Here is a 26,132-nt window from a genome sequence, read left to right on the forward strand (position 1 = left end):
GTCAGTGAATTCCGTAGGCATGGGTTCTGGGCGCCATGTGCGGCTGGCCAGCAAGTTCGCTGGCACCGGCACCCTGGCGGTTGAGCAGGCGTTCCGTACGCGGGTACTGGCCGTACTCGGCGATGAAACTCAGCAGTTCGGTGTAGGTGCGCCCACTGTGGCGCAAGGCGGCGTCGCGCAGCGGCTGCGGCAAGCGCGCCTCCTGGCTGGCCTGCAACAACCGCTGGTGAGCGGCGCACAGGTAGTCGGCGCTTTCCTGCGGTTGGTTCAGGCGCAGGTGCAGGTCGGCCAGGTTGTGGTGGGCGATGACGAACGCGGCCACCGCTTCGTCGACGTCATGCCAGCGCTCGAACAGCACCTGGGCCAGCGCCAAGGCTTGCAGGTAGTGTTCCCGGGCATCGACCAGCTCGCCTTGCTCGAATAGGCGGTTGGCGGTTTCCGTGGTGCGTTTCCAGTGCTGCATGGTGGTCTCCTGGGCGGCAACGCAGGGTCAGATGCCGCCAGCGGTGAGTTTTTCCGGATCCAGCAGCGCTTCAAGCTGGTCACGCGACAGGTCGGTGTGCTCCAGCGCCACATCGATGATCGGGCGGCCCTGCTTGTAGGCGGTCTTGGCGATTTCGGCGGCCTTGAGGTAGCCGATGATGGGGTTCAGCGCAGTGACCAGGATCGGGTTGCGCGCCAAAGCTTCCTTGAGCTTGCCCTCGTTGACCTTGAAGCTGGCGATGGCCTTGTCGGCCAGCAGGCGGCTGACGTTGGCCATCAGCTCGATGCTTTCCAGGAGGTTGCGGGCAATCACCGGCAGCATCACGTTCAGCTCGAAGTTGCCAGACTGGCCAGCCACGGCGATGGTGGCGTCATTGCCGATCACCTGGGCGGCGACCATGGCTGTGGCCTCCGGAATCACCGGGTTGACCTTGCCCGGCATGATCGAAGAACCCGGTTGCAAGCCTTGCAACTCGATCTCCCCGAGTCCGGCCAACGGGCCGGAATTCATCCAGCGCAGGTCGTTGGCGATTTTCATCAGTGCCACTGCGGTGGTCTTGAGCTGGCCGGAGAGGGCCACGGCGGTATCCTGCGAGCCGATCAAGGCAAACAGATTCTGCCCCGGGGTGAACTCGACCTGGGTCAGGCCGCTGAGCTGGCGGGCGAAGCTGGCAGCGAACTGTGGGTGAGCGTTGATGCCGGTACCCACGGCGGTGCCGCCCTGGGCCAACGCCTGCAGGCTCGGCAGGGTGGCTTCGATGTGTGCCTTGGCGCCGTTTACCTGCGCGGCCCAGCCATCCAGCACCTGGCTCATGCGCACCGGCATGGCATCCATCAAGTGGGTCCGGCCGGTTTTGACATACTGATGCACTTGCACCGACTTGGCCTCGATCACCTGGACCAGGTGGCTCAGCGCCGGCAACAGCTGCTCGTGCAGCGCCAATGCGGCACTGACGTGGATAGTCGTGGGGATGATGTCGTTGCTGCTCTGGCCACAGTTGACGTGGTCGTTGGCATTGATTGCTTCACCCAGAACGCGGCTGGCCAAGGTAGCGATCACCTCGTTGGCGTTCATGTTCGAACTGGTGCCGGAACCGGTCTGGAACACATCCACAGGGAAGTGCTGGATGAAGTCGTCGGCCAGCAGTTGCTCGACGGCCTTGCCGATGGCCTGGCCCTGCGCGGCAGTCAATTGCTCCAGCTCGACGTTAGCCTTGGCGGCAGCAGCCTTGGCCAGCAGCAGCGCACGAATGAACTGGGCCGGCATGCGCTGACCGCTGATTGGGAAGTTGTCGACCGCGCGCTGGGTCTGGGCACCGTACAGGGCCTGGGCAGGCACCTGCAGCTCGCCCATGCTGTCACGCTCGATACGGGTATCACTCATCATCAAATCCTTGCATCAGTTCATCGGGAGAAATCGACGGCAGCAGGCGGCAATCAGCCAGCTGCAGAGCGTAGGTTTGCCAGCGTTGGTTGCGTTCCTGGCGGTCGAGATTGCGCAGGTCCAGCAGCGGGCGCCAGGCCTGGTCGAGGCACAGGCAGCGCCAATGCCAGGGCAGCATGCGGTCGCAGGCGGTATCCAGCAGCAGGCGGAAGGAGGTCAGTGCCACCGTCCATGGCGAGGTCTCGGTACAGCACACCAGGTAGCGGCCTTCGGCCAGGTAATGCTCGATCAGGCGCGGCTCGTCAGGTTCAAGTGCGCAGCGGATACGCCGGCTGAGCCAGCGCCAGTTTTCCAGGTAGGGCAGTTCGCGGAGGACGGGTTTCATGAACATCATCGCCGAGTTACTGGATAATGATATTCATTATTAATTGATAAACAGAATCACTTCAAGCGAAAGGTGATGAGACAAAAAACCCGGCGCAAGGGCCGGGTCTTCAGATTTGCGCCCGCGAAAGGGCCGGGACAGGCTAAATATCAGCTACCCGCAACAGTCATACGCTCGATCAGCACCGAGCCCGTGTGAATATTGCTACGGGTTTCAAGATCGCTGCCAATCGCGACAATCTGTTGGAACATGTCCTTCATATTTCCGGCGATAGTCACTTCTTGCACGGCATGCTGGATCTCGCCGTTTTCTACCCAGAACCCCGCCGCACCGCGGGAATAGTCCCCAGTCACCATGTTCAAGCCATGCCCCATCAACTCGGTTACCAACAACCCGCGCCCCATACGGCGAATCAATGCAGCCTGGTCTTCGACACCATGGCTGACGAACAGGTTGTGCACACCCCCCGAGTTGGCCGTGCTCGGCAAGCCCAGCTTGCGCCCCGAGTAAGTCCCCAGCAGGTACGACACCAGCTCACCCTTGTCGACGAACGGCTTGGCATAGGTGGCCAGGCCATCACCGTCAAATGCAGCACTGCCGAGGGCACGCGGGATGTGCGGGCGCTCGTCGAGTGTCAGCCAGGACGGGAACAAGCGCTGACCGATGGTGCCCTCGAGGAACGACGACTTACGGTAGAGGTTCCCACCGGAAATCGCCGACAGGAAGCTGCCGAACAGGCCGCCGGCCAGTTCAGCCGAGAACAACACCGGCACCTCGCAAGTGGGCACCGGCCGTGCGCCCAGGCGGCTGGCGGCCCGCTGGGCAGCGCGCACGCCGATGCTACGCGGGTCGGCCAGCAGGCTGCCCTGGCGGTTCACGTCATACCAGTAGTCACGCTGCATCTGCCCGTCGCCTTCGGCAATCATCACGCAGCTCAGGCTGTGCCGAGTCGAGGCATAACCGCCGATGAAGCCGTGGCTGTTGCCATACACACGGCAGCCCTGGTGGGTATTGAGGGTGGTGCCATCGGCGTTGAGGATGCGCGGGTCGGCGTCGAAAGCGGCCGCCTCACACGCCAGGGCCATCTCGATCGCCCTCTCCGGCTCGATGTCCCAGTCGTGATAAAGGTCCAGGTCCGGGACTTCACGGGCCATCAGTGCCGCGTCGGCCAAGCCCGAACATTCGTCCTCGGAAGTGTGTTTGGCAATGGCCAAGGCAGCCGCGACGGTCTCGCGGATCGCGTCCGGGCCACTGGCCGAGGTGCTGGCCGAGCCTTTGCGCTGGCCAACGTAGAGGGTGATGCCAAAGCCCTGGTCGCGGTTGAACTCGACCGTTTCGACCTCGCGCTGGCGTACGGTGGTGGACAGGCCCTGCTCCAGCGACACAGCCACTTCGCAGGCACTGGCCCCCTGGCGGCGCGCCTCGGTGATGATCGCCTCGACCTGCTCCTGCAATGCTGGCAGGTCTTTCGGACCTACGCTCTGGACTGCACTCATGGTTCTCTCCACTCAAATTCTGCGTTCGGCGAGGGTCATTCTACGACCGGGCCGGACAAGCGGCCCCCGACTGGTTATCATGGCGGCGATTCTTAGCGGACTGCCACCATGGTTGATTCAAACGACGACGCCTTCGACGGCGAAAAAAGCAAAACCCAGATCAAGCGCGAGCTGCATGCCCTGGTCGAACTCGGCGAGCGCCTCACTACGCTCAAGGCCGATACCCTGGCGCGCCTGCCGTTGACCGACGAGCTGCGCAAGGCATTGGCCGAGGCCAGCAAGCACACCGCTCATGGTGCCCGCAAACGCCACATGTCGTTTGTCGGCAAGCTGATGCGTGTGCAGGACCTGGATGCCATCCATGCCTTGCTCGAGCAGATGGACAGCTCGACCCGCCAGTACAACGAGCGCTTCCATGGCCTGGAGCGCTGGCGTGACCGGTTGATCGACGGTAACGACGAAGACCTCGAGCGCTTCGTCAACGAGTACCCCGACACCGATCGCCAGCAGCTGCGTTCGCTGGTGCGCCATGCCCAGCACGAAAAGGCCCGGAACAAACCACCGGCCGCCGCGCGCAAGGTCTTCAAGTACATTCGCGACCTCGACGAGTTGCAGCGCGGGCTACGCTGACGGACCGGGACCCTGTGGAGGCGGTCATGCCCGCCCCCACAACGGTTCCCGAAGCCCTCAAGCCCCGGTACCGCCCACGGTAATCGCATCCAGCTTCAAGGTCGGCTGCCCTACCCCGACCGGCACAGACTGCCCGTCCTTGCCACACGTCCCCACCCCGCTGTCCAGCGCCAGGTCATTACCGACCATCGACACCCGGCTCATCGCCTCCGGCCCGTTGCCGATCAGGGTCGCGCCCTTCACCGGTGCGGTAATCTTGCCGTCTTCGATCAGGTAGGCCTCACTGGTCGAGAACACGAACTTGCCGCTGGTGATGTCCACCTGGCCACCACCGAGGTTGGCGCAGTAGATACCCTTCTTCACCGACGCGATGATTTCCTGGGGGTCGCTTTCGCCGGCACGCATGTAAGTGTTGGTCATGCGTGGCATCGGCAGGTGCGCGTAGGACTCACGGCGGCCGTTGCCGGTCACCGCCATGCCCATCAGGCGCGCATTGAGCTTGTCCTGCATGTAGCCCTTGAGCACGCCGTTCTCGATCAGCGTGGTGCACTCGGTCGGGGTACCTTCGTCGTCCACGCTCAACGAGCCGCGGCGGCCTTCAAGGGTGCCATCGTCGACGATGGTGCACAGGCTCGAGGCAACCTTCTCGCCAATCCGGCCGCTGAACGCTGAACTGCCCTTGCGGTTGAAGTCACCTTCCAGGCCGTGGCCGACCGCTTCGTGTAGCAGTACGCCCGACCAGCCCGAGCCCAGCACCACCGGCAAGGTACCGGCCGGTGCGGGGATCGCTTCCAGGTTGACCAGTGCCTGGCGCAACGCCTCGCGGGCATAACCCATGACCCGCTCTTCGGTGAAGAAACGGTAGTCGGTACGGCCGCCACCGCCCTGCCCACCACGCTCGCGACGGCCATTCTGCTCGACGATGACGCTGACATTGAAGCGCACCAGCGGGCGCACGTCGGCGGCCAGGCTGCCATCAGCCGCCGCAATCAGGATGCGTTCCCACACCCCGGCCATGCTCACGCTGACCTGCTGGATACGCGGGTCGAGCGCACGGGTGGCAGCATCGACACGCTTGAGCAGCTCGACCTTCTCGGCACGGCTGAGCACGTCCAGCGGGTTATCCGCTGCGTACAGGGCGGTCACGTCCTGGCTGCGGAAGGCCTGCACCGTGCCGTTTTGCCCGGCACGGGAAATCGAACGGGCAGCGCGGGCTGCCGAGGTCAGCGCTTCGAGGTTGATGGCATTGCTATAGGCGAAACCGGTCTTTTCACCGGACTGGGCACGCACGCCGACGCCCTGGTCCAGGTTGAAACTGCCCTCTTTGACGATGCCGTCTTCCAGCGCCCAGGTTTCCGAGATCTGGCCTTGGAAATACAAGTCGGCGGCGTCGATGCCGCGGCCGGCCAACTCACCCAGCACGCTCTGCAGGCTGTCCAGGCTCAAGCCGCCTGGGGCCAGGAGCTGCTCACTGACGGTGGATAACATCTGGCTCATAGTCACTCCGAGGTGTGCGCAGGTCGCAACGCGCCCTGCGAAAAAAAGCGCCGGTGCGATACCACCGGCATGCGCGCCCGGATGGACGCTTGTTCTTCAATGTTGCGCTCGGCTAGCAGTACCGCTTCGCCTTGCGCCTGTTCTGCGATGATGCGGCCCCAAGGGTCGATAATCGCCGCATGGCCGTGGGTTTCCCGGGGGCCTGGGTGGGTGCCGCCCTGCGCCGCAGCCAGCAGGTAGCATTGGGTTTCGATGGCCCGGGCCCGCACCAGCACCTCCCAGTGCGCGGCGCCAGTCACTGCCGTGAAAGCCGCCGGAGCAGTAATCAGTTCTGCACCGGCAGCGCGCAACGCGCTGTACAACTCGGGAAAGCGCAGGTCGTAGCACACGCTCAGCCCCAGCCGCCCAACCGGCGTATCAGCCACCACCACCTGGGCGCCGTGGGCATAGTCATCCGATTCACGGTAACGCCCGCGGTTGTCGGCCACGTCCACGTCGAACAAGTGCAGCTTGTCATAGCGCGCTGCTACCTCGCCGTGTTCATCGATCAGTAGCGAGCAGGCATGAGCCTTGGCCTCGGGCTGGCCGACCGGCGGCAGGGGCAAGGTACCGGCGACTATCCATAACTTGAGGTCGCGAGCGGTACGTTTCAACCATGGCAGGATCGGCCCTTCACCCAAGGCTTCGGCACGACCTATGGCAGCGGCGTCCTTGCGGCCCATGGCGGCAAAGTTTTCCGGCAGCACCGCCAACCGCGCGCCGCCCAATGCAGCCTGCTGCAACAGGGCGGCGGCACGCTGCAGGTTGGCCAGCACATCGTCCTGGCTGACCATCTGGATTACCGCTGCCTTCATGGGCACTCCTGGCACTATTTTTCGAAAGGTTTCACAAAGGTGATTCTAGGCTCTTTCCACGGCCCTTCGACACGGTAGTGCACGCTGGCAAAGCGCGACACCCGGTCACCGATCAGCCGATCGACGAGGAACAACGCCCCGCCCACTGCCGGCGCGCCGACGATCAGCGCGGCCAGCGGCAGGTTGTTGGTCACCGGCAGGCTGACCTGCAGATTGGCATTAACCTGGTCACGGACCATGTCCAGCGTGCCCTCCAGCTCGAAGCTGCTCGACGGGCCGGTCATGGTGATCGGTTCGCGGGTCACGTAGACCCCATCACTGGCCACCAGCAGCCCTTTAACCCTGTCATAAGCCAGGCCCTTGTCGAACAGGTCGGAGAAGTCCAGGCGCAGACGGCGACCGATCGAATTGAAGTTGAGCAGGCCGAACACCCGCAACGCCTGGGCGCTGCCTTCGACCTCGACGAACTGGCCCGTGCGCAACGCCGCGTCCATGCTGCCCGAGAAGCGTTTCAGGCCCACCGCAGCCGGTGAGCCCGGCCAGCGGCCGTCAACGTCCAGGCGAAAATCTCGGCTGGTCACCGTCGGGGCAAAACCCCAAGCCTTGAGGACATCGGCCAGGTTCTTGCCATCCAGGCGGCCCTTGTACCAACTGCTGGTCTTGCCGGTTTCGCCCTCCCAGCCACCGCCGCCGTCGATGCGCAAGCCTTTGAAGTCAAGGTCGATATCACTGGCGGTCACACCACGCGCGGTTGGCCGCAGCTTGACTGCGGCACTGCCGAACAGGTCGTCACCTCGGTACAGCTTGTCGATGCTCAGGTCCAGCGCCGGGACCTTGCGCGGGTCGAACGACGCCAGCGGGTCGGGGCCATCCTGGGCTTGTTCTTCAGCTTGCTTTTCAGCTGGGCTGGGCGCGGGCAGGCGCAAGGTCTGCATGCGCACGACCATGGGCGCGCCCTTGGCATCCGGCACACGGGCGTTGCCGATGACTTCCTTGCTGTCCAGGCGCAGGTCCCAGGCCGGGCCGCCCCGGGCCAGGCGAACCACCGCCTGGTTCAGGTCCATGCCGAAGGCTTTCAACTGGCCAATGCTCAGGTCAACGCTTTGCAGGTTCTGCCGCGCACTGCCGCCCGGGTCGTCGCCGGCCAAACGCGCCGCCTGCTCCTGCCAAGGTGCCAGATCCAGCGTATCCAGACGCCCACGCACCCGCAGGCCTTGGCCGGCCGGCACTTGGGCGTCACCTGTACCCAACAGCAACTCGCCCCGACCCTGGGCCAGCTTGTCACCCGGCGCGGCATAGGCTAAACGGGCAAGGTCGGCGTAGGCAGCGTCAAAACGCCGCTCCGGGCCTTGCAGGTTCATGCTGAAACGGCTGTCACGGGTATCGGCCGCCGCCTTGCCGAACGGCGCTGGCAGGTCAATGGCCAGGCCCTTGAGACTGGAGGTGACGCTCAGTCGGTTGTCCCGGCTGCCGAGGCTGAGCTGCAACTGGTACGGCAAGTCGCCGGATGCCGGCAAAGCCTGGTTGAAGTGCAACCAGTCGGTCAGCGCCTTGAGCGAAACCTGGCCACTGGCATCGATGCGGGTCTGCATCTGCCCGGCCTGGCCTTCGGCGGTGATTTGTGCGGTTACCGGTTTGCCAAACGCCTGCAGGCTGATGCCCTTGCCGCTCAGGCCCTTGTCGAAGTCGAAGCTGAAATCACCCTTGAGGCGGCTCAACTCCAGGCTCGGTGGGACAACTTTCAGGCGTGCATCACTGGTGGCGAAGTCGACCTGCACTTTCGGCCGCTGCCCATGCGCCAACGGGATATCGAGCTTGAGTTTGCCCTTGAGCGGACCCTCGCCTTCCCAGCCGGCGAAGATCTCACCCGTGCCAATCGGCGCTTCCTTGAGAATTTTCAAGCCATCGCCCAGGCTGCCGTCAAAGTCGCCATCGAGGAACAGATGGCTGTGCTGGCCCTCCTCGACATGCGGGATATCCACCGTCACATCACTGACCTTGGTGTCGAGCAGCACACCGCGTTGGGCCTTGATGCGTACGCCGCTGTCTTCGATGAACACATCGCCATCCACGTGCTGTACCTGAGGCCAGCCAGGCTGGAAGTCCAGTGCAGCGTCATGCACCTTGAAGAACAGGCTGATGCTGCGCGCTTCAGGCGCCGCGCCGTGGTTCAGCGAGCCCTGGTACTGGAAATAACCTTCGTCCACGGCGCCCTTGACGATTGCACTGCGCAACCACTCGTCGAGGGCCGGGCTGAGTACCTCGGGCAGGTACTTGGCGGTATAGCGGCCATCGCCTTCGGTCAGGCCAACCCGCAAGTCCATGTAGTCTTCGCGGCCTTCCTCGAACAGCAGGCGAATCAGGAAGTCCCCGGCGATCTTCCCCTCCTCGCCCAGCACCTTGAGGTACGGCGCAATCAAGGTGAAGCCGTCTTTGTCGAGTGCCCAGACCAGGCGCGCATTGGCCTTCTGGTAATGCCAGGGCTTGGCAAAGATCGGGTACAAATGCAGCATGAACGCATCAGTGTCCAGACGCAGTTCACCGTGCCCAAGGTCACCACTGATACTGCCGCTGACGTTACCCGCGGCCGGGGCATTGTGATAGGCATCGAAGCCGACCTTGTCCAGGTTGGCTGCGAATTGCAGGCGCTGGTCCCCTTCAGCCTTGGGCCGGGCCTCTAGCCGTACATTGCGCAGCGCGCCAGTCACGTTCAGGCCATCAACCACGGCCATAACCTTGTCCGGCAGCGGCGCCAGGGCATTGATCAGCGGGGTCAATGGCGTCAGGTCAAGCCGGTCGGCCTGAACCTGCCAGCGTTCATCAGCGTCGTTCTCGCCAGGGCGTTGCTGCAACTGCAGGTGCGATTCCCAGCGCGTCTTGCCGATGTCCATGGCCAGCGAGTCGACGGCCACGTCGAAGCCTTGCTCCCGGCGCTGGAACCAGGCCCTCAGGGCCAGGTTATTCAGGGTGGCGGCCTTGCGCCCGCTGTAGGCGCCCTTCAGTTCCGGAGCGTTGAGCCGCACCACGGCCTGTTGCAACTGCCTCTTGCCCCAGTCGACCCAGAACTCCCCCCCCGCGCGCAGGGTATCAGCCTGCCATTGCCCCAGCAGGCTTGGCGGCAACCAGTGCGACCAGTCGCTTTGCGGCAAGCTGAGATAGGCTTCAACCTCGCCATCGCGCCAGGCCTTGGCCGACACCCGGCTATGCAGGCTCAGCGCCAGTGGCTGGCCATCGGGCAAGGTCGCCCGCAGGTCCAGTGCCTGGCGCGAAGCACCGGCCTGCAGGCCCGCACTGACGTAAGTCAGGGTCAGCGGGTCGCGCTGCCATGGGTGCACGGTGACCTGGCTGTCGAACACATCGACGCGGCCCAGTTGGCGCAGGCGCTGCAGCAGGTCGGCAGGGTCCAGCGGTGTGTCGTCTTTCTTCGGTAACCCTTCAAGGCTCCAGGCGCCCTGGTCGTTCTCACGCAGGATGAGCTGCAAGCCACCCAGCTGGATGCGCGCCAGGCGCACCTCACGGGCGGTGAGGCTGGCCCATATGTCGGGCACTACCATGACCTCATCCAGCCGCAACGCTTTGGCGCCCTCGCCCAATTGCAGGTCGCGTACCCGAAGCACCGGCGCCAGGCCGCTCCAGTGCCCTTCAAGCGCACCTACATGCACGGGCAGGCCAAGCGCCTGCTCGGCCTTGCTCTCTACATCGGCGCGATACTCGGCTACCAGGGGCACCAGTTCACGGCCGAGGCTGACGTACAGCGCCACCAATACCGCCAACAGGGCGCAAATGCCCAGCCCCCAGCGGGTCAAGGCGACAAGAACGCGGGTCAGACGTCCCATGGCCGTGGCCCTCCAAGTCGTTTATCCATGATGGCCCGTCGCGCAGGTTTTGCCAGCGTGACAATGCCGCGGCGTAGTTCAGAAGGCCTCAGAGCAGCACCACGTCGTACTGTTCCTGCGAATACATCGACTCGACCTGGAAGCGAATGGTTCGACCGATAAAGGCCTCAAGCTCCGCCACGTTGCCCGATTCTTCGTCCAGCAGGCGGTCGACCACCTTTTGGTTGGCCAGCACACGGTAGCCTTCGGCCTGATAGGCACGGGCCTCACGCAGGATCTCGCGGAAGATTTCGTAACAGATGGTCTCGGGCGTTTTCAGCTTGCCACGGCCCTGACAGGCCAGGCAGGGTTCGCACAGCACCTGCTCGAGGCTTTCGCGCGTGCGCTTGCGGGTCATCTGCACCAGGCCCAGTTCGGTTATGCCGATGATGTTGGTCTTGGCGTGATCACGCTCGAGTTGCTTCTCCAGGGTGCGCAGCACCTGGCGCTGGTGGTCCTCATCTTCCATATCGATGAAGTCGATGATGATGATGCCGCCGATGTTGCGCAGGCGCAGTTGCCGGGCGATGGCGGTGGCAGCCTCGAGGTTGGTCTTGAAGATGGTCTCTTCAAGGTTGCGGTGGCCAACGAAAGCCCCGGTGTTGACGTCGATGGTGGTCATCGCTTCGGCCGGGTCGACCACCAGATAGCCACCGGACTTCAGCGGCACCTTGCGCTCCAGGGCGCGCTGGATCTCGTCTTCGACGCCATACAGATCGAAAATCGGCCGTTCGCCAGGGTAGTGCTCAAGGCGGTCGGCGATTTCCGGCATCAGCTCACCGACGAACTGCGTGGTCTTCTGGAAAGTCTCGCGCGAGTCGATACGGATCTTCTCGATCTTCGGGTTGACCAGGTCGCGGAGAGTACGCAGGGCCAGGCCCAGGTCCTCGTAGATGACCGTGGGCGCACCGCAGGTCTGGATCTGGGTGCCAATCTGCTCCCAGAGGCGACGCAGGTAGCGGATGTCCTGCAGAATTTCTTCGGCACGCGCGCCCTCGGCGGCAGTGCGCAAGATGAAGCCGCCGGCATCCTTGATGTTCTCGCTGTCCATGCAGGCGCTGACCACCTGTTTGAGGCGCTCGCGCTCCGCTTCGTCCTCTATTTTCAACGAAATACCGACATGGCTGCTACGCGGCATGTACACCAGGTAACGCGACGGGATCGACAGCTGGGTGGTCAGGCGAGCCCCCTTGGTGCCGATCGGGTCCTTGGTCACCTGCACGACCAGGGCCTGGCCCTCGTGCACCAATGCAGTGATGTTCTCTACCGCCGAACCTTCGCGCTGCGAGATCTCCGAGGCGTGGATGAACGCGGCGCGCTCCAGGCCGATGTCGACGAAGGCCGCCTGCATGCCCGGCAGCACACGCACCACCTTGCCCTTGTAGATGTTGCCGACGATGCCACGGCGCTGGGTACGCTCGACGTGCACTTCCTGCAGCACCCCGTTTTCCACCACCGCCACGCGTGACTCCATCGGGGTGATGTTGATCAGGATCTCTTCACTCATGGCAGGCTCTCGTCAAAGGTCTTTTGTAATGATGGATGGGCTATGCAGTGCTGGCTACCGCTGGTTTGTTACCTCTGGCGTATGCACAGGTGATTGCCAGCAGGCGATGCCGAACTGGCCAAGCAGATCGGCCGTTTCACAGAGTGGCAAGCCGACCACCGCCGAGTAACTGCCGGACAGGCCAGTGACAAAGACCGCGCCCAGGCCCTGGATGGCATAGCTGCCGGCTTTGTCGGCGGGTTCCCCGCTGGCCCAGTAGCGTTGCGCCTCGCCAGCAGTGATCTCGCGGAAACGTACCCTGCTCGTCACACACAGGCTCTGCACACGCTGGCCATCATCAAGGGCGACCGCAGTCAGTACCTGATGCTCCCGGCCAGACAGGTCAGCCAGCATGGCCAGGGCATCTTCGCGGTTTTCCGGTTTACCGAGAATTCGACCATCGAGCACCACCGCAGTGTCTGCGCCGAGCACCACCGCCGGACCGGTGACAGTGGCCAGGCCAGCGGCCGCTTTGGCCCGGGCCAGGCGCTCAACGTAGGCCGGCGCGCTTTCGCCGCTCAGCGGGGTTTCATCGATGGGGGCGCTGACGACGCTGAACGGTACGCCGATCTGGGTCAGTAGTTCACGCCGACGAGGCGAGCCAGAAGCCAGGTGTAGCGGGTTCATGCAGACATCTCCCTGTCAGCGGCACTTTGCCGTCAGTTGATATGCAAGCGTCGGCGCAGGTCGCGCAGGGCGAAACTGATCCACGGCCAGAGCAAGGCACTGATCACCGCCGACCAGACCAGTGCCAGGGTAGGCAGGCGGTTGCCGGTCAGGGCGCTGAGCCATAGCTGGATCAGCTGGGCGATACCGAAAATCACCAGGATGACCAGGCTTTGCTGCCACATGGGGAACATGCGCAGGCGCTGCTGCAAGGACAGCACCAGGAAGGTTATGAGGGTAAGGATCAGCGCGTTCTGCCCGAGCAGGGTGCCGTACAGCACGTCCTCGGCCAGGCCCAGCACGAATGCCGTGGTCATGCCAACCTTGCTCGGCACGTTCAAGGTCCAGAACGACACCAGCAAGGCCAGCCACATGGGCCGGAACACTTCCATGAAGTGCGGCATGGGCGAAACGCTGAGCAACAGGCCGATGGCGAAAGTCAGCCAGATAACCCAGCCGTTGTTACGGCGTGATGCAGCCATCATTGCCTCCGGGGGGTAACGGGTGCGGCAGCCGGGGCAGCGGGCTGTGCGGCCGGGGCTGCGGGCTGTACCGCTGGCGTGGCAGCCGGTGGCTGTGCGACCGGGGCCGTAGCGGTAGGAGCAGCCTGCTCGCCGCTGGCAGCCGGCTGGCCGGCGGGGGTAGCGCCTTTGCGGTCAGCCTCTTCCTGGGCGATAGCGGCATCGGTCGCGCGCTGCTCGGGGCTACGACGGTCGCTGAACACCAGTAGCATGTAGCGACTACGGTTCAGCGCGGCGGTTGGGATAGCGCGAACGATGGCGAAGGGCTGGCCGGAGTCGTGGATCACTTCGTTCACCGTGGCCACCGGGTAGCCGGCAGGGAAACGCTGGCCCATGCCGGAACTGACCAGCAGGTCGCCTTCCTTGATGTCGGCGGTATCGGCCACATGGCGCAACTCCAGACGCTCCGGGTTCCCCGTGCCACTGGCGATGGCCCGCAGGCCATTGCGGTTGACCTGCACCGGAATGCTGTGGGTGGTGTCGGTCAGCAGCAGCACCCGCGAGGTATAGGGCATCAACTCGACCACCTGGCCCATCAGGCCGCGGGCATCAAGCACCGGTTGGCCGAGGAACACACCGTCGCGCTCACCCTTGTTGATCAGGATGCGATGGGTGAACGGATTGGGGTCGACCCCGATCAACTCGGCGACCTCGACCTTCTCGTTGACCAGCGCCGAGGAGTTGAGCAACTCGCGCAAGCGCACGTTTTGCTCGGTCAGGGCCGCCAGCTTCTGCAGGCGCCCCTGCAGCAGCAGGGCTTCGGTCTTGAGCTTCTCGTTTTCGGCTATCAGCTCGGTACGGCTGCCGAACTGGCCGGCCACGCCTTGCCAGGCACGCTGCGGCAGGTCGGTGATCCAGTAGGATTCCATCAGCACCAGGCCCATCTGGCTGCGCACGGGCTTGAGCACATCGAAGCGCGCGTCGACAACCATCAACGCGACCGACATCACCACCAGGACGAGCAGGCGAACGCCCAGCGAAGGGCCCTTGGAGAAAAGCGGTTTAATGGGCCGTTCCTCGTGGACGACTCAGGAGGTCATTGGACATGGGACAACGCACCAGCCTGGTTGCGGATTGACGGATACGGCGCCCGAACGGGCGCCAGCCCAGCACATACAGGTAGCACTGTGCGTACTACCTGTAAACCGGGCGCTCGTGAACAGCGAGCGGAATCACTCGCTGGAGAGCAGGTCCATCGCATGCTTGTCCATCATCTCCAGGGCGCGACCGCCGCCACGGGCGACACAGGTCAGCGGGTCCTCGGCGACGATCACTGGCAGGCCGGTTTCCTGGGCCAGCAGCTTGTCGAGGTCACGCAGCAGCGCACCGCCACCGGTCAGCACCAGGCCACGCTCGGCGATGTCCGAGGCCAGTTCGGGCGGCGATTGCTCCAGGGCGCTCTTGACCGCCTGGACGATGGTCGCCAGCGATTCCTGCAACGCTTCGAGCACTTCGTTGGAGTTGAGGGTGAAGGCACGCGGTACGCCCTCGGCCAGGTTACGGCCACGCACGTCGACTTCACGGACTTCGCCGCCCGGGTAGGCAGTACCGATTTCCTGCTTGATACGCTCGGCGGTGGATTCGCCGATCAGGCTGCCATAGTTGCGACGCACGTAGGTGACGATGGCTTCGTCGAAGCGGTCGCCGCCAACGCGGACGGATTCGGCATAGACCACACCGTTCAGCGAGATCAGGGCGATTTCAGTGGTACCACCACCAATGTCGACGACCATCGAACCGCGGGCCTCTTCGACCGGCAGGCCGGCACCAATGGCAGCGGCCATCGGCTCTTCGATCAGGAACACTTCACGGGCACCGGCACCCAGGGCCGACTCGCGAATGGCGCGGCGCTCTACCTGGGTCGACTTGCACGGTACACAGATCAGCACGCGCGGGCTTGGCTGCAGGAAGCTGTTCTCGTGAACCTTGTTGATAAAGTATTGCAACATTTTTTCGCAGACGCTGAAGTCGGCGATGACGCCGTCCTTCATCGGACGAATGGCTGCAATGTTGCCAGGCGTACGGCCCAGCATGCGTTTGGCTTCGGTACCGACGGCGACGACGCTTTTCTGGTTGCCATGGGTACGGATGGCAACAACCGAGGGCTCATTCAGGACGATACCGCGCTCACGCACGTAAATAAGGGTGTTGGCAGTACCCAGGTCGATGGAAAGATCGCTGGAAAACATGCCACGCAGTTTCTTGAACATGGGAAAGTGACCCTGGGGAAAGCGTGGGTAAAAAAGTGCGGCAAACTCTAACAATGGCAGGGATTTTGGGCAAGGAGCCAATATGTTAAATTGGCTGTTTTTCCGAGCACGCCAGCAGAAATTCGCGGCCGTTAGACCGTCAGAAAGCTGACATGTTCCTCACTGCGGACCCAAATTCCGTTCTTTGTTTCCCCTGGAGATCCTCATGGCGCTTGAACGCTGCGACGTGGAAAAGATCGCCCATCTGGCCCGCCTGGGCCTGAATGATGGCGAACTGCCACGCATTACTGACGCCCTGAACAGCATTCTCGGCCTGGTCGACCAGATGCAAGCGGTCGACACCACGGGCATCGAGCCCCTGGCCCACCCACTGGAGGCCAGCCAGCGCTTGCGCCCCGATCAGGTCACCGAAAGCAACCAACGCGACGCCTACCAGGCAATCGCGCCATCGACCGAAAGCGGTCTGTACCTGGTTCCCAAAGTCATCGAGTAAGGGATAGAGCCTGCCATGCATCAATTGACCCTGGCCGAGATCGCCCGCGGACTCGCCGACAAGTCGTTTTCCTCCGAAGAGCTGACCGGCGCGCTGCTGGCGCGCATCAAGCAGCTCGACCCACAGATCAACAGCTTCATCAGCATCACCGAAGACCTGGCCCTGGACCAGGCACGCGCCGCCGACGCCCGTCGCGCCGCCGGCGAGAGCGGCGCGCTGCTGGGCGCGCCGATCGCCCACAAGGATTTGTTCTGCACCAACGGCGTACGCACCAGCTGCGGCTCGAAGATGCTCGACAACTTCAAGGCGCCCTATGACGCCACCGTGGTCGCCAAACTGGCCGAAGCCGGCATGGTCACCCTGGGCAAGACCAACATGGACGAATTCGCCATGGGTTCGGCCAACGAATCCAGCCACTACGGCGCGGTGAAGAACCCGTGGAACCTCGAACATGTGCCGGGTGGTTCGTCGGGCGGCTCGGCTGCCGCTGTGGCTGCACGCCTGCTGCCGGCCACCACCGGCACCGATACCGGCGGTTCGATCCGTCAACCGGCGGCACTGACCAACCTCACTGGCCTGAAACCGACGTACGGTCGTGTTTCGCGCTGGGGCATGATCGCCTATGCCTCCAGCCTCGACCAGGGCGGCCCGCTGGCCCGTACTGCCGAGGACTGCGCCCTGCTGCTGCAAGGCATGGCCGGTTTCGACGCCAAGGACTCCACCAGCATCGAAGAACCCGTGCCGGACTACAGCGCCAGCCTCAATGCTTCGCTGCAGGGCCTGCGCATCGGCCTGCCAAAGGAGTACTTCGGTGCCGGCCTCGACCCGCGCATCGCTGAGCTGGTCCAGGCCAGCGTCAAGGAGCTGGAAAAGCTCGGTGCCGTGGTCAAGGAAATCAGCCTGCCGAACATGCAGCACGCCATTCCGGCCTACTACGTGATCGCTCCGGCGGAAGCCTCTTCCAACCTGTCGCGCTTCGACGGTGTGCGCTTCGGCTACCGCTGCGAAGAACCGAAAGACCTCACCGACCTGTACAAGCGTTCGCGTGGCGAAGGCTTCGGCGTGGAAGTACAACGTCGCATCATGGTCGGTACTTACGCCCTGTCGGCCGGCTACTACGACGCCTACTACGTAAAGGCACAGCAGATCCGCCGCCTGATCAAGAACGACTTCATGGCTGCCTTCAACGATGTCGACCTGATCCTCGGCCCGACCACGCCTAACCCGGCCTGGAAGCTCGGCGCCAAGAGCAGCGACCCGGTCGCCGCCTACCTGGAAGACGTCTACACCATCACCGCCAACCTGGCGGGCCTGCCGGGCCTGTCGATGCCAGCTGGCTTCGTCGACGGCCTGCCGGTCGGCGTACAACTGCTGGCGCCCTACTTCCAAGAAGGCCGCCTGCTCAACGTCGCGCACCGCTACCAGCAAGTGACCGACTGGCACACCCGCGCCCCCAACGGCTTCTGAGGAATTCACACATGCAATGGGAAGTTGTGATCGGGCTGGAAATCCACACTCAGCTCGCCACCCAGTCGAAGATCTTCTCCGGCAGCGCCACCACCTTCGGCTCCGAGCCGAATACCCAGGCCAGCCTGGTTGACCTTGGCATGCCTGGCGTACTGCCGGTGCTGAACCAGGAAGCCGTGCGCATGGCGTGCATGTTCGGCCTGGCGATCGACGCCGAAATTGGCAAGCGCAACGTGTTCGCGCGCAAGAACTACTTTTACCCGGACCTGCCCAAGGGTTACCAGATCAGCCAGATGGACCTGCCGATCGTCGGCAAGGGCCACCTGGACATCGCCCTGGAAGACGGCACCATCAAGCGCATCGGCGTAACCCGCGCGCACCTGGAAGAAGACGCCGGCAAGAGCCTGCACGAAGACTTCAGCGGCTCCACCGGCATCGACCTGAACCGTGCCGGCACCCCGCTGCTGGAAATCGTTTCCGAGCCTGACATGCGCAGCGCCAAGGAAGCCGTTGCCTACGTCAAGGCGATCCACGCGCTGGTGCGCTACCTGGGCATCTGTGACGGCAACATGGCAGAAGGCTCACTGCGTTGCGACTGCAACGTGTCGATCCGCCCGAAGGGCCAGGCCGAATTCGGTACCCGCTGCGAGATCAAGAACGTCAACTCGTTCCGCTTCATCGAGCGTGCGATCAACAGCGAGATCCAGCGCCAGATCGACCTGATCGAAGACGGCGGCAAGGTGGTACAGGAAACCCGCCTGTACGACCCGAACAAGGACGAGACCCGCTCCATGCGCAGCAAGGAGGAAGCCAACGACTACCGTTACTTCCCCGACCCGGACCTGCTGCCGGTGGTGATCGAGGACAGCTACCTCGAAACCATCCGCGCCGGCCTGCCGGAGCTGCCACCGCAAAAAGTCGAGCGCTTCCAGAGCCAGTATGGCCTGTCGGCCTACGACGCCAACGTGCTGGCGTCCAGCCGCGAGCAGGCGGACTACTTTGAAGAAGTGGTGAAGACGGGTGGCGACGCCAAGCTGGCCGCCAACTGGGTCATGGTCGAACTGGGCAGCCTGCTGAACAAGCTGGGTGTCGAGATCGACCAGGCGCCGGTCAGCGCCGCGCAACTGGGTGGCATGCTGCTGCGCATCCGCGACAACACCATCAGCGGCAAGATCGCCAAGACCGTGTTCGAGGCCATGGCTGCCGGCGAAGGGGATGCCGACAGCATCATCGAGAGCAAAGGCCTGAAGCAGGTCACCGATACCGGTGCGATCGACAAGATGCTCGACGAAATGCTGGCTGCAAACGCCGAGCAGGTCGAACAGTACCGCGCGGCTGACGAGGCCAAGCGCGGCAAGATGTTCGGCTTCTTCGTCGGCCAGGCCATGAAAGCCTCCAAAGGCAAGGCCAACCCGGGGCAGGTGAACCAATTGCTCAAAGCCAAGCTCGAAGGGTGATTGTTTTACCCCTGTAATGCTGCGAGGGCTTTGCCCTCGTTCGCGGCTAGAGCCGCTCCTGCACAAGCCAGCGCTTTACCTGTAGGAGCGGGTTTACCCGCGAATGGCCGCACCGGAGAGCACCTGACTTGCTAAAACGATCCCTCGGCACCCTCGCCCTGTTTTCTTTCCTGGCCGGCTGCGCCAGCCATGACATCGACCCGCGCGGCTACGACCAGACGGGCACTGCTTCCTACTACGGCTCGCGCCACCATGGCAAACGCACCGCCAGTGGCGAACCGTTCAACCAGCACGGGCTGACCGCCGCCCATCGCAGCCTGCCCTTCGGCAGCCGCGTACTGGTTACCAATATGGCCAACCAGCGCAGCGTGGTGGTACGCATCAACGACCGTGGCCCGCACACCCGCGGCCGCCTGATTGACCTGTCACGCGCCGCCGCAGAAAAAATCGGCATGCTCCGTAGCGGAACGGCTCGCGTGCGAGTACAAGGGCTTAGCGACTGACGCGACAGGAGTCCGACCATTTTCGACTTGGCCACCCTTCCTACTTTCAGCCTGCTGCAACTGGGCATCGCCCTGCTGTTGCTGGTAGGCGGCGCCGAACTGCTGGTGCGCGCAGCTTTGCGCCTGGCGCAGCGCCTGCACGTTCGCCCGCTGATCATCGGCCTCAGCCTGGTGGCCTTTGGCAGCACCGCCCCGCAACTGACCGTAAGCCTGCAGGCAGCCTACCAGGGCGCGCCAGACGTGGCGGTCGGCAGCGTGGTCGGCAGCAATATCTTCAACGTACTTGTGATACTCGGGCTGGCGGCCCTGATCATCCCGCTGCGCGTGTCGCGGCAACTGGTGCGCCTGGACATACCGCTGATGATCGCCGCCAGTGGGCTGGTCTATGCGTTGTCTGCCAATGGCCACCTGGGGCGCGTCGAAGGGGTGGTCCTGCTGCTGAGCCTGGCCTGTTACCTGGCGATGCTCTGGCACCAGTCCCGCCACTACGCACGTACCTACCCTGCTCCGGACACGGCCAGAGCCAGTGCTGGACGCTTCTGGTCAGGCACACTGCTGCAAGTGCTGACCGGTTTTGGCCTGCTCAGCCTGGCCGGCCACCTGCTGCTCGAGGCCGCGGTGGAGGTGGCCACCGACCTGGGCCTCTCCGAACGGATCATCGGCCTGACCGTCGTCGCCATCTGCACCTCGCTCCCGGAACTGGCCGCCGCGCTGATTGCCGCCCTGCGTGGTGAACGGGAGATTGCCGTGGGCACGGTGATCGGCAGCAACCTGTTCAACCTGCTGGCCGTACTGGGCATGACCGCACTGGTCACCCCCGAGCCGCTGTCGATCTCGCCCAATGCGCTGTCTTTCGACCTGCCGGTGATGCTTGGCGTGGCAGTGCTGAGCCTGCCGGTGTTCTATTCCGGGTACCGCATCACGCGCGCAGAAGGCCTAGTGTTCCTGTGCCTGTACCTGGCCTACGGCCTGCACGTGGCAGCCTTTACCATGGGCATGCCGCTGGCCGGCCGACTGGAGCAATTGATGCTGTTCTATGTACTGCCGGTGCTTGCCTTGGTGTTGCTGTACACCACCGTGCGCGCCTGGCGCCGCCAACATTGAACGCGTCGTTGGGATCGAGCGCGGCACGGGCGCCGCTCGATCCCACAAAACGCAGAAGATCTACCGACGAACCTGCCGAGCTTTCTTCAATTTGAAGGCCACCCACAGCACGGCAATCCATGCCGGGATCAGCATCACCGAAATGCGAATCGGCGGCGTCAGGTACATCACTACCAGGATCAGCACAATGAAGGCCAGGCACAGGTAGTTGGTCAGCGGATGCCCCAGGCTTTTGTAAAACGGGGTGATGCCGGCGGCCAACTTGGCCTTGCGGAATTTCAGGTGGGTAATGCTGATACTTGCCCAGTTGATCACCAACGCCGACACCGCCAAGGCCATCAACAGGCCAAAGGCTTCGCCCGGCATCAGATAGTTGATGAGTACGCACAGGCCCGTGGCGAACGCCGACACCCCCAGCGCGGTCAGCGGCACGCCGCTGCGGCTGACCTTCAGCAGTTGGCGCGGTGCATCGCCCTGGCTGGCCAGGCCGAACAGCATGCGGCTGTTGGCATACACGCAGCTGTTGTACACCGACAGCGCGGCAGTCAGGACCACGATATTGAGGATGGTCGCCACCAGGTCACTGTCCAGTTCGTGGAAAATCATCACGAAAGGGCTGCCCCCCTGCACTACCTTCTGCCAAGGGTACAACGACAGCAGCACCGCCAATGCACCGATGTAGAAGATCAGGATGCGGTACACCACCTGGTTGGTGGCCTTGGGGATGCTCTGGCGCGGGTTGTCGGCCTCGGCGGCGGTGATGCCCACCAGTTCCAGGCCACCGAACGAGAACATGATTACCGCCAGGGCCATCACCAGGCCGCTTACGCCGTTGGGGAAGAAGCCGCCGTACTGCCACAGGTTGGCCACGCTGGCATCCGGGCCACCATGGCCGCTGCTCAGCAACCAGGCGCCAAAGCCGATCATGCTGACAATGGCCACCACCTTGACCAGGGCAAACCAGAACTCCATTTCGCCGTAGACCTTGACCTGCGTCAGGTTGATCAGGTTGATCACCACGAAGAAGATCGCCGCCGTGGCCCAGGTGGGGAATTCCGGCCACCAGTACTGCACATAGATCCCGACCGCCGTCAGCTCGGCCATGCCGACCAGCACGTACACCACCCAGTAGTTCCAGCCCGAGACAAAGCCGGCGAACTCGCTCCAGTACTGGTGGGCAAAGTGGCTGAAGCTGCCTGCCACCGGCTCTTCCACGACCATTTCGCCCAGCTGGCGCATGATCAGGAACGCCATCAGGCCGGCGATGGCATAGCCCAGCAACACGGAGGGGCCGGCCAGTTGGATGGTCTGGGCAATGCCCAGGAACAACCCGGTACCGATGGCCCCGCCCAGCGCGATAAGCTGGATATGGCGATTCTTCAGCCCGCGCTGTAACTGCTCGGGCGTGCTCTGGTCTTGCATGAAGTGTCCTTTAGCTCAGTGAGGCAGTGTTGTCGCTGTTATTTGCAGTCAAGGATCTAGATCCATCCGCCCCACTGCAAGATGAAAATGCCGATGTTGGTGGTAATCGCCGCCATTAGCGTGGTAATCACGATGATCGACGCCGCCAGCTGATGGTTCCCGTTTGCCGCCCGTGCCATGACGTAGCTGGCTGCTGCGGTCGGGCTACCGATGTACAGGAACAGAATGCCCAGTTCCGCACCACGGAAGCCACACAACCAGGCACCCAGCGTACCGACCACCGGCAGCCAGACCATCTTCACCAGGCTGGCATCGAACGCCAACCTGCCGCTGTCGCGCAGTGCCGCCAGCGACAAGGTGCCGCCAATGCAGATCAACGCCAGCGGCAGGGTCATCTGGGCCAGGTAGTCGCCCGACGTCAGCAGCCAGTTGGGCAGCGGCACCTGGCCGTAGGCCATGGGGGTGGCTACCAGCACACTGATGATCAACGGGTTGCTGAAAATGCTCTTGCAGATGCTCCACGGGTCGGACTTGAGGTCCGGGCTGTACACCGCAAGCACCACCGCAGACAGCGAGTTGTACATAAGGATGACCAGGCCGGCGAGCACCGCCCCCAGAGAAATCCCGTAGTCGCCGTACAGGCTGGCAGCCAGGGCCAGGCCGATGACGCCGTTATTGCCGCGGAATGCGCCTTGGGTATAGATACCACGGTCGGCCAGCGGACTGCGCCAGATGGCCAGCCCCCAGGCAATGGCGAAGCCCACCAACGTGGCAACGATGAAGTACAGGATGACCCCGGGCTTGACTGCTGCAGCCAGGTCGGCGTGGTAGATGCCAAGAAACAGCAGCGCCGGCATGCACACGTTGAACACCAGCTGCGAGGCGACGCGGTTGAAATTATCGTCGATCAGGCGGATGCGTTTGAGCAGCACGCCCATGAACAGCATGGCGAAGACCGGTGCCGTGATGTTCAGCGTCTGGATAAGAAGGGCGAGCATGCGCAAGCGATCCTGGAGAGGGTTGCCGTTAGGTGGCTAATGATACGCCAACGGCTGGTATTTGCGGGGATCGCGGGGTGATTAAAGAGAAGCCTCTGTCAGTTATGCCCTCTTCGCGGGCTTGCCCGTTCCCACAGGTATTCGACAAGACTTGAGGCCTGTGCTGGTCCTGTGGGAGCGGGCAAGCCCGCGAAAGGGCCGGCCCAAGCCCAGCAAGAATCAGCGCCGGACCGGGCGCTTTTGCAGCTTGCGCTGCAAGGTCCGCCGGTGCATGCCCAGCGCTCGCGCGGTAGCGGAGATATTGCCCTCGTGCTCGTTCAGCACGCGCTGGATGTGCTCCCACTGCAGGCGGTCGACCGACATCGGGTTTTCCGGCACCAGGGTATCCAGGTCGGTGTGCTCCGACAGCAACGCCGCCAGCACATCATCGGCGTCAGCCGGCTTGCACAGGTAGTTGCACGCGCCGCGCTTGACCGCTTCCACGGCAGTGGCAATGCTCGAATAGCCGGTCAGGATCACCACGCGCATTTCCGGGTCCAGCTCCAGCAGCTTGGGCAGCAGCACCAGGCCGGAGTCGCCGTCCATCTTCAAGTCCAGCGTGGCATAGTCCGGCAGGTCCTGCTGGGCCAGGATCAGGCCCTCCTCGGCCGAGCTGGCAGTGCTTACGCGGAAACCACGACGGCTCATGGCACGCGCCATGACCCGGGTGAAGGTGGCATCGTCATCCACCAGCAGCAGGTGCGGCAGCTCTTCGCCTTCGACTTGGTTTTCTTCGCTCATCATTCATCTCCTCGCTTGCCATAGGGCAGGCGCAGTTCGGTCAGGGTGCCACCCTGTTCATGACTATAGAGTTTCACCGAGCCGCCCGCACGGGTCACGCTGGCCTTGCTCAAGAACAGGCCAAGGCCGAAGCCTTTGCCTTTGGTGGTAATGAAGGGTTTGCCGATGGCCTCGGCGATGGCCGGCGGCACGCCAGGGCCATGGTCGCGGATGCTGATGACGATGTCTTGGGCATCCCAGTCCAGGTGCACCTCGAGGTCATCAGGGCAGGCATCGGCGGCGTTGTTCAACAGGTTCAGCAATGCCTGGGTCAGGTCCGGCGGCGGGGTCAGGCGTGGCACCTGGCCGTCGCGCAGGCGCTGGAAGCGGTAGCTGGCTTCCGGGCGCATCAGGTGCCAGCGGTTCAGCGCTTCGTCCAGCCAAGCCGTGACATCCTGTTCAACCACCGCCAGGCGGCGGTTGGCTTCGGCGGCACGCACCAGCTGCTGCAGGGTTTCCTTGCACAGCTTTACCTGGTCCTGAAGGATCTGCAGGTCTTCCTGCAACAGCGGGTCGGTGTGGTCCTGGCGCATTTCGTTGATCAGCACGCTCATGGTCGCCAACGGCGTGCCCAGCTCATGTGCAGCACCGGCAGCCTGGGTGGCGACGGCCAGCAACTGCTCGTCGCGCAGGCTTTCTTCACGCCGCTCGGAACGCAGCTGCTCCTGCCGGCGCAGTTCTTCGGCCATCCGTGCAGCAAAGAAGGTAATGACGGCGGCGGCCAGGGCAATACTCAGCCACATGCCGTAGACCTGCATCTTGTCCCGCGCCATCGGCAGGCCTTCGAGCGGGTAGAACTGCACCAGCAGCAGGCTGTAGGCAGTCAAGGCAATACCGGACAGGATCAGCGAATACAGCCACGGCAGGGTCACTGCGGCAATCGCCAACGGCACCAGGTAATACGACACGAACGGGTTGGTCGAACCACCGGAGTAATACAGCAAGGCGCTGTGGATCAGCAGGTCACAGGCCAGCTGCAGGGCGTACTCCATTTCGGTGACTGGCAACGACAGGCGCAGCCGCAGGGCCGTGAAGGCACACAGCAGCGAGGACAAGGCCAAGGTGCCGGCCAGCGACAGCCAGGGCAATGGCAGCAGCTCGGTCCAGTAGGCGACACCCACCGAACCGGCCTGGGCAGCCAGGACCAGGACCCGAATGACGGTCAGGCGCCAGAGGTTCTGGCGGGTAGCGGACAACGGTTGTACGGCGGCGAGCATGAGCTCTCCTGATGAGTGCTCCAGAAAAATCGGCTGGAGTATACCGAAGCCGGGCGCCCTGCTGCAGCGATGCGGCAAAGCGCCACACTTTGTCACACTGTCATGATGGCACTTGTGAACCCACTACACTGTTCCCGGTCTGATGGGCCATGCGTGGCATGGATGACCAGAGCCCACGCCTTTTATTGCCAAGGAGTACCACATGCAAATCCCACGTCGCGGCGCCGCCCTGATCATGTCCTGCGGCCTGCTTGCCAGCCTGCCGGCCCTGGCTGCCGATGAACCGCGCTACAACCAGGTATCGCTGCGTGCCGAAGTCAGCAAGGAAGTGGCGCGCGACCTGATGGTCGTGACCCTGTACAGCGAAGCGCAGAATACCGACCCGGGCAAGCTTGCCAAGCAGATCACCGAAACCATGAACAAGGCCGTGCAGCAGTCGCGCCAGGTCAAGGACGTGAAGATCAGCCAGGGTAGCCGCAACAGCTACCCGGTGTATGACAGCAAGGGCCAGAAGATCACCGGCTGGCGCGAACGTGCCGAACTGCGCCTGGAAAGCGCCAATTTCCCAGCCCTGTCGCAGCTTACCGCCGACCTGCTGCAAGAACTGAAAATGGGTGGCATGGACTTCTCCATCGCCCCGGCCACGCGCAAGTCCAGCGAAGATGCACTGCTCAAGGATGCGGTCGACGCCTTCAAGGCACGCGCGCAACTGGCCACCGAAGCGCTGGGTGGCAAGGGCTACAAGGTGGTCAGCCTGAACCTGAACAGCAGTGGTTACCCTCGCCCGTACCTGCGTAGCGCACCGATGGCGATGAAGGCCATGGGCGCGGATGAAGCGGCGCCGGCGCCGGACATCGAAGCCGGGACCAGTGAGGTGAGCATGAACGCCGACGGGCTGATTGAAGTGCAGATGCCGTAACAGACTCACGAAACACCTGTGGCAGCGGGCACGCCCGCTGCCACAGAGCCCCGACCCAACCGCACAATTTAGCGATTTCAGACATCTCCTACGCACCAGCAAGGTGCGTCCTACACCCATCCCCGCGCCGAAATATTCTGAAAAAAGCCATCATTTTGCCCTCGCAAACGTTTAACTTCGCCGAAA

Annotated in this window: 23 protein-coding genes; 7 read left to right on the top strand and 16 right to left on the bottom strand. The window is 63.4% G+C overall.

The annotated features are described in order from the left end of the window. Position 1: 1 nt before the first annotated feature. From OO258_RS00730 to pmbA, 4 genes are all read right to left on the bottom strand, one after another. Positions 2 to 463, bottom strand: coding sequence for a hypothetical protein (locus OO258_RS00730; protein ID WP_266028471.1), 462 nt, complete (start codon positions 461 to 463; stop codon positions 2 to 4). 27 nt (positions 464 to 490) lie between these two features. Beyond that, the gene (locus tag OO258_RS00735) at positions 491 to 1,867 is read right to left on the bottom strand and encodes a class II fumarate hydratase (RefSeq protein WP_266028472.1); all 1,377 of its coding nucleotides are present in this window, start codon (positions 1,865 to 1,867) and stop codon (positions 491 to 493) included. Next, positions 1,860 to 2,261: a FagA protein gene (locus OO258_RS00740; RefSeq protein WP_266028473.1), complete on the bottom strand. Its 402-nt coding sequence runs from the start codon at positions 2,259 to 2,261 to the stop codon at positions 1,860 to 1,862. Before OO258_RS00740 ends, OO258_RS00735 begins: the two co-directional genes overlap by 8 nt. A gap of 140 nt (positions 2,262 to 2,401) precedes the next feature. Continuing rightward, a complete protein-coding gene (gene pmbA, locus OO258_RS00745) occupies positions 2,402 to 3,748 on the bottom strand; it encodes a metalloprotease PmbA (protein ID WP_266028474.1) in 1,347 nt (448 codons plus the stop codon). Positions 3,749 to 3,856: 108 nt separating this feature from the next. Between pmbA and yjgA the strand changes: the two genes are divergently transcribed. After that, positions 3,857 to 4,378 carry a ribosome biogenesis factor YjgA gene (gene yjgA / locus OO258_RS00750; RefSeq protein ID WP_009683052.1) on the top strand — a complete coding sequence of 174 codons (522 nt, stop codon included), beginning with the start codon at positions 3,857 to 3,859 and terminating at the stop codon, positions 4,376 to 4,378. A gap of 57 nt (positions 4,379 to 4,435) precedes the next feature. Here the strand turns inward: yjgA and tldD are convergent, their stop codons facing one another. The 8 genes from tldD to mreB form a co-directional block, all read right to left on the bottom strand. Further along, positions 4,436 to 5,875, bottom strand: a complete 1,440-nt coding sequence (gene tldD / locus OO258_RS00755; protein WP_266028477.1) for a metalloprotease TldD — start codon at positions 5,873 to 5,875, stop codon at positions 4,436 to 4,438. Positions 5,876 to 5,877: 2 nt separating this feature from the next. Then, positions 5,878 to 6,729 carry a carbon-nitrogen hydrolase family protein gene (locus OO258_RS00760; protein WP_266028479.1) on the bottom strand — a complete coding sequence of 284 codons (852 nt, stop codon included), beginning with the start codon at positions 6,727 to 6,729 and terminating at the stop codon, positions 5,878 to 5,880. A gap of 14 nt (positions 6,730 to 6,743) precedes the next feature. Further along, the gene (locus OO258_RS00765; RefSeq protein ID WP_266028480.1) at positions 6,744 to 10,565 is read right to left on the bottom strand and encodes a YhdP family protein; all 3,822 of its coding nucleotides are present in this window, start codon (positions 10,563 to 10,565) and stop codon (positions 6,744 to 6,746) included. A gap of 88 nt (positions 10,566 to 10,653) precedes the next feature. Then, positions 10,654 to 12,111, bottom strand: coding sequence for a ribonuclease G (gene rng / locus OO258_RS00770; protein ID WP_266028481.1), 1,458 nt, complete (start codon positions 12,109 to 12,111; stop codon positions 10,654 to 10,656). A gap of 54 nt (positions 12,112 to 12,165) precedes the next feature. Continuing rightward, positions 12,166 to 12,777, bottom strand: coding sequence for a Maf family protein (locus OO258_RS00775; RefSeq protein ID WP_266028482.1), 612 nt, complete (start codon positions 12,775 to 12,777; stop codon positions 12,166 to 12,168). A gap of 32 nt (positions 12,778 to 12,809) precedes the next feature. After that, positions 12,810 to 13,298: a rod shape-determining protein MreD gene (gene mreD, locus OO258_RS00780; protein ID WP_110744887.1), complete on the bottom strand. Its 489-nt coding sequence runs from the start codon at positions 13,296 to 13,298 to the stop codon at positions 12,810 to 12,812. Then, entirely contained in the window at positions 13,298 to 14,314 is a 1,017-nt protein-coding gene (gene mreC / locus OO258_RS00785; protein WP_371921793.1) for a rod shape-determining protein MreC, read from the bottom strand. Before mreC ends, mreD begins: the two co-directional genes overlap by 1 nt. A gap of 195 nt (positions 14,315 to 14,509) precedes the next feature. After that, a complete protein-coding gene (gene mreB / locus OO258_RS00790; RefSeq protein ID WP_003255163.1) occupies positions 14,510 to 15,547 on the bottom strand; it encodes a rod shape-determining protein MreB in 1,038 nt (345 codons plus the stop codon). Positions 15,548 to 15,752: 205 nt separating this feature from the next. On the opposite strand from mreB, the gene gatC reads away from it, so the two are divergent. From gatC to OO258_RS00815, 5 genes are all read left to right on the top strand, one after another. Continuing rightward, positions 15,753 to 16,040 (top strand): Asp-tRNA(Asn)/Glu-tRNA(Gln) amidotransferase subunit GatC, encoded by a 288-nt coding sequence (gene gatC, locus OO258_RS00795; RefSeq protein ID WP_003255165.1) that lies wholly within the window; start codon positions 15,753 to 15,755, stop codon positions 16,038 to 16,040. A gap of 15 nt (positions 16,041 to 16,055) precedes the next feature. Continuing rightward, on the top strand, positions 16,056 to 17,507 hold the full coding sequence (gatA, locus tag OO258_RS00800) for an Asp-tRNA(Asn)/Glu-tRNA(Gln) amidotransferase subunit GatA (RefSeq protein ID WP_110744889.1): 1,452 nt from the start codon (positions 16,056 to 16,058) through the stop codon (positions 17,505 to 17,507). Positions 17,508 to 17,518: 11 nt separating this feature from the next. After that, the gene (gene gatB, locus OO258_RS00805; RefSeq protein WP_110744890.1) at positions 17,519 to 18,964 is read left to right on the top strand and encodes an Asp-tRNA(Asn)/Glu-tRNA(Gln) amidotransferase subunit GatB; all 1,446 of its coding nucleotides are present in this window, start codon (positions 17,519 to 17,521) and stop codon (positions 18,962 to 18,964) included. 128 nt (positions 18,965 to 19,092) lie between these two features. Beyond that, a complete protein-coding gene (locus OO258_RS00810; RefSeq protein WP_054881438.1) occupies positions 19,093 to 19,467 on the top strand; it encodes a septal ring lytic transglycosylase RlpA family protein in 375 nt (124 codons plus the stop codon). A gap of 60 nt (positions 19,468 to 19,527) precedes the next feature. After that, complete coding sequence (locus OO258_RS00815) at positions 19,528 to 20,571, top strand: calcium/sodium antiporter (RefSeq protein ID WP_266028720.1); 1,044 nt, start codon at positions 19,528 to 19,530, stop codon at positions 20,569 to 20,571. A 60-nt stretch (positions 20,572 to 20,631) separates the two neighbouring features. Here the strand turns inward: OO258_RS00815 and OO258_RS00820 are convergent, their stop codons facing one another. The 4 genes from OO258_RS00820 to OO258_RS00835 all read right to left on the bottom strand — a co-directional run bounded on the left by OO258_RS00820 (position 20,632) and on the right by OO258_RS00835 (position 25,027). Next, positions 20,632 to 21,993, bottom strand: coding sequence for an amino acid permease (locus OO258_RS00820; protein ID WP_110744891.1), 1,362 nt, complete (start codon positions 21,991 to 21,993; stop codon positions 20,632 to 20,634). Between the two features lie 56 nt (positions 21,994 to 22,049). Continuing rightward, complete coding sequence (locus OO258_RS00825) at positions 22,050 to 22,991, bottom strand: AEC family transporter (protein WP_266028484.1); 942 nt, start codon at positions 22,989 to 22,991, stop codon at positions 22,050 to 22,052. Between the two features lie 219 nt (positions 22,992 to 23,210). Continuing rightward, positions 23,211 to 23,771: a response regulator transcription factor gene (locus OO258_RS00830; protein ID WP_025337806.1), complete on the bottom strand. Its 561-nt coding sequence runs from the start codon at positions 23,769 to 23,771 to the stop codon at positions 23,211 to 23,213. After that, the gene (locus tag OO258_RS00835) at positions 23,771 to 25,027 is read right to left on the bottom strand and encodes an ATP-binding protein (protein WP_110744893.1); all 1,257 of its coding nucleotides are present in this window, start codon (positions 25,025 to 25,027) and stop codon (positions 23,771 to 23,773) included. Before OO258_RS00835 ends, OO258_RS00830 begins: the two co-directional genes overlap by 1 nt. Before the next feature lie 202 nt (positions 25,028 to 25,229). Here OO258_RS00835 and OO258_RS00840 point away from each other — a divergent pair, with 202 nt between their 5' ends. Further along, positions 25,230 to 25,946 (top strand): SIMPL domain-containing protein, encoded by a 717-nt coding sequence (locus OO258_RS00840; RefSeq protein WP_110744894.1) that lies wholly within the window; start codon positions 25,230 to 25,232, stop codon positions 25,944 to 25,946. Positions 25,947 to 26,132 lie beyond the last annotated feature (186 nt).

Source organism: Pseudomonas sp. DCB_BI, from assembly GCF_026240995.1.
Taxonomy (GTDB): Bacteria; Pseudomonadota; Gammaproteobacteria; order Pseudomonadales; family Pseudomonadaceae; genus Aquipseudomonas.

What these genes read in the sequence shown, in the direction of transcription:
- OO258_RS00760 (WP_266028479.1), bottom strand. Translation starts at nt 6,729, where the DNA reads ATGAAGGCAGCGGTAATCCAGATGGTCAGCCAGGACGATGTGCTGGCC.
- gatA (WP_110744889.1), top strand. Translation starts at nt 16,056, where the DNA reads ATGCATCAATTGACCCTGGCCGAGATCGCCCGCGGACTCGCCGACAAG.
- OO258_RS00825 (WP_266028484.1), bottom strand. Translation starts at nt 22,991, where the DNA reads ATGCTCGCCCTTCTTATCCAGACGCTGAACATCACGGCACCGGTCTTC.
- OO258_RS00735 (WP_266028472.1), bottom strand. Translation starts at nt 1,867, where the DNA reads ATGAGTGATACCCGTATCGAGCGTGACAGCATGGGCGAGCTGCAGGTG.
- gatB (WP_110744890.1), top strand. Translation starts at nt 17,519, where the DNA reads ATGCAATGGGAAGTTGTGATCGGGCTGGAAATCCACACTCAGCTCGCC.
- OO258_RS00740 (WP_266028473.1), bottom strand. Translation starts at nt 2,261, where the DNA reads ATGATGTTCATGAAACCCGTCCTCCGCGAACTGCCCTACCTGGAAAAC.
- OO258_RS00775 (WP_266028482.1), bottom strand. Translation starts at nt 12,777, where the DNA reads ATGAACCCGCTACACCTGGCTTCTGGCTCGCCTCGTCGGCGTGAACTA.
- OO258_RS00830 (WP_025337806.1), bottom strand. Translation starts at nt 23,771, where the DNA reads ATGAGCGAAGAAAACCAAGTCGAAGGCGAAGAGCTGCCGCACCTGCTG.
- mreB (WP_003255163.1), bottom strand. Translation starts at nt 15,547, where the DNA reads ATGTTCAAGAAACTGCGTGGCATGTTTTCCAGCGATCTTTCCATCGAC.
- OO258_RS00820 (WP_110744891.1), bottom strand. Translation starts at nt 21,993, where the DNA reads ATGCAAGACCAGAGCACGCCCGAGCAGTTACAGCGCGGGCTGAAGAAT.
- pmbA (WP_266028474.1), bottom strand. Translation starts at nt 3,748, where the DNA reads ATGAGTGCAGTCCAGAGCGTAGGTCCGAAAGACCTGCCAGCATTGCAG.
- OO258_RS00840 (WP_110744894.1), top strand. Translation starts at nt 25,230, where the DNA reads ATGCAAATCCCACGTCGCGGCGCCGCCCTGATCATGTCCTGCGGCCTG.
- gatC (WP_003255165.1), top strand. Translation starts at nt 15,753, where the DNA reads ATGGCGCTTGAACGCTGCGACGTGGAAAAGATCGCCCATCTGGCCCGC.
- yjgA (WP_009683052.1), top strand. Translation starts at nt 3,857, where the DNA reads ATGGTTGATTCAAACGACGACGCCTTCGACGGCGAAAAAAGCAAAACC.
- mreD (WP_110744887.1), bottom strand. Translation starts at nt 13,298, where the DNA reads ATGGCTGCATCACGCCGTAACAACGGCTGGGTTATCTGGCTGACTTTC.
- tldD (WP_266028477.1), bottom strand. Translation starts at nt 5,875, where the DNA reads ATGAGCCAGATGTTATCCACCGTCAGTGAGCAGCTCCTGGCCCCAGGC.
- OO258_RS00730 (WP_266028471.1), bottom strand. Translation starts at nt 463, where the DNA reads ATGCAGCACTGGAAACGCACCACGGAAACCGCCAACCGCCTATTCGAG.
- OO258_RS00765 (WP_266028480.1), bottom strand. Translation starts at nt 10,565, where the DNA reads ATGGGACGTCTGACCCGCGTTCTTGTCGCCTTGACCCGCTGGGGGCTG.
- rng (WP_266028481.1), bottom strand. Translation starts at nt 12,111, where the DNA reads ATGAGTGAAGAGATCCTGATCAACATCACCCCGATGGAGTCACGCGTG.
- OO258_RS00835 (WP_110744893.1), bottom strand. Translation starts at nt 25,027, where the DNA reads ATGCTCGCCGCCGTACAACCGTTGTCCGCTACCCGCCAGAACCTCTGG.